Source organism: Actinomadura rubrisoli (assembly GCF_004349215.1).
GTDB classification, from domain to species: domain Bacteria; phylum Actinomycetota; class Actinomycetes; order Streptosporangiales; family Streptosporangiaceae; genus Spirillospora; species Spirillospora rubrisoli.
This window is the reverse complement of the sequence record NZ_SMKU01000492.1, coordinates 1-5,346: the sequence shown is the minus strand read 5'-3', so window position 1 is coordinate 5,346 and position 5,346 is coordinate 1. Positions and strand designations below refer to the sequence as shown.

5 protein-coding genes are annotated in these 5,346 nt (G+C 75.4%); 4 read left to right on the top strand and 1 reads right to left on the bottom strand.

The window, feature by feature from the left end:
* On the bottom strand, positions 1-1,269 hold a 1,269-nt coding region (locus E1298_RS43795), incomplete at its 3' end, for an acyltransferase family protein (protein ID WP_131903284.1).
* 166 nt (positions 1,270-1,435) lie between these two features.
* Between E1298_RS43795 and E1298_RS43790 the strand changes: the two genes are divergently transcribed.
* The 4 genes from E1298_RS43790 to E1298_RS43775 all read left to right on the top strand — a co-directional run.
* A complete protein-coding gene (locus E1298_RS43790) occupies positions 1,436-2,755 on the top strand; it encodes a hypothetical protein (protein WP_131903283.1) in 1,320 nt (439 codons plus the stop codon).
* Between the two features lie 58 nt (positions 2,756-2,813).
* A complete protein-coding gene (gene cobG / locus E1298_RS43785; RefSeq protein ID WP_243726209.1) occupies positions 2,814-3,974 on the top strand; it encodes a precorrin-3B synthase in 1,161 nt (386 codons plus the stop codon).
* Positions 3,971-4,591, top strand: a complete 621-nt coding sequence (locus E1298_RS43780; protein WP_131903282.1) for a precorrin-8X methylmutase — start codon at positions 3,971-3,973, stop codon at positions 4,589-4,591. The genes cobG and E1298_RS43780 overlap by 4 nt, the downstream gene beginning before the upstream one ends.
* On the top strand, positions 4,591-5,346 hold a 756-nt coding region (locus E1298_RS43775), incomplete at its 3' end, for a precorrin-2 C(20)-methyltransferase (protein WP_131903281.1). The genes E1298_RS43780 and E1298_RS43775, both read left to right, overlap by 1 nt.

Below are 5,346 nucleotides of genomic sequence, written 5' to 3'. Positions count from 1 at the left end.
GGCCGGGGCCGGGGGCCTCCCGCGGCGGGCCAGGCGCCGTCCCAGGCGCTGCGCAGGCCTCTCCACGTACCGGTGGGCCAGCCCCGCCGAGACGAGGACGGCCGCGACCAGCACCACCCCCCAGCCGAGCCGGACGATGCCCGGCATCCCGCCCGGATCCCCGGAGGCCCTCCAGACCGTCTGGACGACCAGCGGATGGAGCAGATAGAGCGAATAGCTGACCAGCCCCGACCACACCAGCGCCCGGGGCATGGACCGGCGGCGCAGGGCGAAGCCGCCGAGGAACGTCAGCCAGGCCGCGGCCACCGCCAGCGACCAGTCCAGGCCCAGCGACTGCGTGCCGCCGGGCGCGGCCCAGGCGGTCGGGGGCCGCAGGCCGGCCAGCAGCGACAGGACGGGCACGACCGCGACCATCGCGGCGGCGGGCCATGCGCGCAGCCTCCCGTCCTCGATGCCGCGCACGGCCGTCCCCGCGAACATCGTCGCGATGATGCACAGGCTCTCGACCCCGCCGATACGGCTGTCGAGGACGAGCAGCGTCAGCGCCAGCCCCGCCACGACCGCGATCCCGGCCCGCCGCACCGCGCGCCGCCGGCTGACCAGGGCCGCCAGCCCGCCCGCGAGGACGGGCGCGGCGACGAGCGTCGTCCCGCCCGGCCAGCGGGCGGCGAGCAGCGCGGTCGGCAGCGCCACGCCGAGCATCGCGGCGGCCACGCCGAACCCCAGGGCGACCCGGGCGCTGGCCCGGTGCACCCCGGCGAGGAACATCGCCGTCACGAGCAGGTAGAACACCATCTCGTACGACAGCGTCCAGAACACGTTGACGGCGTTCGGCACGCCCAGGAGGTCCTGGAGCATCGTCAGATGCGCCAGCACCGACGTCCAGGGCCGCGCCCGCAGCGCGTCCGGCAGCCCCCACGAGATCCCGGCCGCCCCGAGCACCACCGCGAGTGCGACCGAGACGAGCCAGGCCGGGTACAGCCGGAAGAACCGCCCGATCCAGAACTCCCGGACGCTGCCGCGCCGTTCCAGCGAGAACGGCACCACGTAGCCGCTGACCAGGAAGAACACGAACACCCCGTACCGCCCGAAGTCGAACCACGGGCCGGCCGCCCGGCGAACCTCGGGCAGCAGGACGTCCAGCGAATGCTCGAAGACCACCACCAGGGCGGCGAGCCCGCGGAGGGCATCGAGCCAGCTCATCCGGGGTGCCGTCGCTGGAGGAGAGCCGTTCTGCGTTCCGGGCGGGGTCAGGGTGAACGAGGGCATCCGGGACACCTTAGGGTCCCTTGCTCCGCGTTCCCTCCCCGCGGCCTGAACATTGCCTGAACGGGAAGAACCCCAGAACCGACCGAGCCCGGCCCTTCAACCTGCGGTGGACGGCGGAGATCCGGGAAAAACTGCGCCCACCGGGGCTAAGCGGCATGATCGGCGGATGGTCGACGAACTCTCGGAGGACGCACGGCCGCCGGCGGGAGAAGCGCCGGCGTTCCGGTGGTGGGTGCGCCGGTGGGCGGCGCCGATCGGGCTGGCGGTGGCCGTGGCGGCCTCCGTCGCCGGGGTGCGGCTGGTGGTGGACGAGAGCGCCCCGCCCGCGGCGCAGGACGCCGAGCCTGGTGCCGACTACCGGAGGCCGCGTTTCACGCTCGTCGCAGGCAGGAACGGTGCGCCTACGAAACAAGGTGAGAACGCGCCATGGTTCCAGATCTACGCGAACGAGAGGCTGAACCAGCGGCCGTTCGCCTCCGTCCAGCCGCCGGAGCCGTCCGCCGGTGAGGTCAGCGGGATCCTGGAGGGCCCCGGAGGAACGTTCGTGGTCGCCTCCGCGCGCGCCGAGCCGTGCGTGTCCGGGCTCTACCGGTTCCGGCTCACCGGCGACGGCCACGTGACCGGCATGACGCCGGTGAAGGGCGGCGCCGGCCCCGGACTCGTGGGGGGCATGGCGTTGAGCCCGGACGGCCGCCGGATCGCCTTCGCCACGGCCCCTTGCGCTACCGAGCGGCATCCGCCTCCAGGAGGCGGCATGCCTCCGCGGGCCGCGGTGCCGCCACGCGCCGCGCTCACCGTGCTCGACACCGCCACCGGGAACCGCCGCACCTGGACCACGGGCGGGCCTTCGCTCATTGGCGAGATCGTCTGGGCCCGCGACGGCCGCACGCTCGGCTACACCATCAGCGAAGTCCATCCCGCGTCGCCCGCACCATCCGGCTCGCCTGCACCATCCGCGTCTCCCGCTTCGCCTTCCTCATTCGCATCGCCCACGCCGCTTCCGCTTCTCACGCCGCCTGCGTCGCCCACACAAGTCCCGTCGCAGCTCCCGTCGCCCATGTCACCGCAGCCGCCGGACGGCGGGTCGTCCAGGGACACGGTCGGAACCGTCACGGTGCATGCCCTCGACACCGGTGCCCCGGGCACCGAACTGCGCGCCGGGCGCGTCCTGTTCCGGTCGCCGGACGGCTCCGGGAAGGTCTCCAGCGCCGTCATGGACCCGGACGGCCGGACGGGCTTCGGGCTGATGTACAAGGGCGAGCCGGCGGACACCATCCTGTTCTCCTTCGCCGAAGGGCAGGCGATGCGCGTCACCAGCGTCATCAAAGCCAAGCCGGACACTGCCACCGCGGTCGCCCTGGGCGGGGACGATGAACCGCGCCATGCCTGCCTGGGGGGTATCGACGCCTTCGGCAGGGTGGTCCAGGGGTCCTTCGAGGAGAACTCGCAGGGGGCCGGAGGGTGCCACGTCGCATGGGCGGACTGAGGCGGGCGGGTTAGAGTCGCGTCGAGGGTGTTCCGCGCTGGTCCATAGGATCCGTCCCGTGTCCTCACCTATGCGTTCCGGCCCGGACGGCTGTCCGGGGATGTTGCGGGTCCACGCCGCCGCCGACGGCGGGCTGGCGCGCGTCCGGCTGCCCGGGGGGCGGCTCACGGGCCCGCAGTTCGACGCGGCGGCCGATGCGGCGGCCGAGCTGGGAGACGGGTTCCTGGAGCTGACCTCGCGGGCGAACGTGCAGATCCGGGGCCTGGCGGACGGCGCGGAGGCGGAGCTGAGCGCGCGGCTGCGCGCGGCCGGGCTGCTGCCCTCGTTCGCGCACGAGCGGGTCCGCAACATCGTCGCCAGCGTGCTGAGCGGGCGCGACGGGGCCGGGGTGGTGGACGTCCGTCCGCTCGTCGCCGAGCTGGACGCGGCGCTGTGCGCGGACCCCGCGCTGGCCGGGCTGCCGGGACGCTTCCTGTTCGCGCTGGACGACGGCCGCGGCGACGTGATCGCGCTGCGGAGCGACGTCGGCCTGCTCGCGGTGGGCGCGGACGCGTTCGCGCTCGTCCTCGCGGGCGCCGACAGCGGGATCCGGGTGGGGGCCGGCGACGCCGTCGCGCTCGTCCTGGACGTCGCGCGCAGGTTCCTGCGCGTCCGGACGGCCGAGTGGCGGCTGGCGGAGCTGGGCGCGGAGCGGCTCGCGCTCCCCGGTCCCCGCGAGGCCGCGATCCGCGTCCCGGCGGTGCCGCGCAGGACGCCGCTCGGCCGGATCGCGCAGCGGGACGGGCGGAGCGCGCTGTCCGGGCTCGTCCCGCTGGGACGGCTCGACCCCGCGCCGCTGCGGGGCGCCGGGGAGATCATTGTCACTCCCTGGCGGGGCCTCGTGATTCCGGACCTCTCGGACATGTCAGACTTTCCTGGCCTGGTCACCACCCCCGCGTCCGGCTGGGAGGGCCTCACCTCCTGCGCCGGGCGGCCGGGCTGCGCCACGTCGCTGACCGACGTCCGCGCCGACGCCGCCCGCGCCCGGGAGGCGGTGGACGGGCTGCCGGTGCACTGGTCGGGCTGCGAGCGGCGGTGCGGCCGTCCGGCCGACCGGCACGTGGCCGTCGTGGCCACCCCCGGGGGATACGAGGTGCGGCTGGGCGACGAGGTCCGCGCCCGGTCCCACGACCTGACGGCGACGGCGGCGGCCGCCGCCGCGACACGGAGGAGCGAGTGATCGACTACGTCCGCGAGGGTGCGGAGATCTACCGGCGGTCGTTCGCGGCCATCAGGGCCGAGGCGGACCTGGCGGGCCTGCCCGCCGACGTCGCCCGGGTCGCCGTCCGCATGATCCACTCGTGCGGGATGACGGACCTGGTGGACGACCTCGACTACGCGCCCGGCGTGGTCGCGGCGGCGCGGGCCGCGCTGCTGGACGGACGGCCCGTCCTGTGCGACGCGCAGATGGTCGCGGCCGGCGTGACCCGCGCGCGGCTGCCGGCCGCGAACGACGTGGTCTGCACGCTCGGCGACCCCGGCGTCCCGGCGCTCGCCGAGCGGCTCGGCACCACCCGCAGCGCCGCCGCGATGGAGCTGTGGCGCGACCGGCTGGACGGCGCGGTCGTCGCGATCGGCAACGCGCCGACGGCGCTGTTCCGGCTGCTGGAGATGGTCGCGGACGGGGCGGGCCGCCCGGCCGCCGTGCTCGGCGTCCCCGTGGGGTTCATCGGCGCCGCCGAGTCCAAGGACGCCCTGGCCGCCTCGGACCTGCCGCACCTGGTCGTGCGGGGGCGGCGGGGCGGCAGCGCCATGACCGCCGCCGCCGTCAACGCCATCGCCAGCGAGGAAGAGTGATGACCGGACACCTGTACGGCGTGGGCCTCGGCCCCGGGGACCCCGAGCTGATCACGCTCAAGGCGGCCCGGCTCATCGAGGGCGCGGACGTGGTCGTCTACCACTCCGCGCGGCACGGCCGGAGCATCGCGCGCTCGATCGCCGCGGCCCACCTGCGGGACGGTCAGATCGAGGAGCCGCTGGTCTACCCGGTCACGACCGAGGCGACCGACGACTACCGGGGCGTCCTGGAGGAGTTCTACGAGCGGTGCGCGGCCCGGCTGGCCGGGCACCTGGACGCGGGACGGGACGTGGCGGTGCTCTGCGAGGGCGACCCGTTCTTCTACGGCTCCTACATGCACCTGCACAAGCGACTGGACGGGCGCTACCCGACGACCGTCGTGCCGGGGGTGACGTCGGTCAGCGGCGCGGCGGCGGAGCTCGGACGGCCGCTGGTGGAGCGCGACGAGGTCCTGACCGTCCTGCCCGGGACGCTGCCGCCCGGCGACCTGGCGCGGCGGCTGGCCGGCACCGACTCCGCCGCGATCCTGAAGCTCGGCCGGACGTTCGGCGGCGTCCGCGAGGCCCTGGACGAGGCGGGGCGGCTCGGCGACGCCTGGTACGTCGAGCGCGCCACGACCGACCGGCAGCGCGCCCTGCCGCTCGCCGAGGTCGACCCGGAGACGGTCCCGTACTTCTCGGTCGCGATCCTGCCCAGCCGGGTGCACGAGCGGACGCGGCGCGCCCTGCCCGAGCCGGCGGCCGGGGGCGGGGGC

Coding starts and splice junctions, on each gene's coding strand:
- E1298_RS43790 (WP_131903283.1), top strand. CDS start 1,436: ATGGTCGACGAACTCTCGGAGGACGCACGGCCGCCGGCGGGAGAAGCG.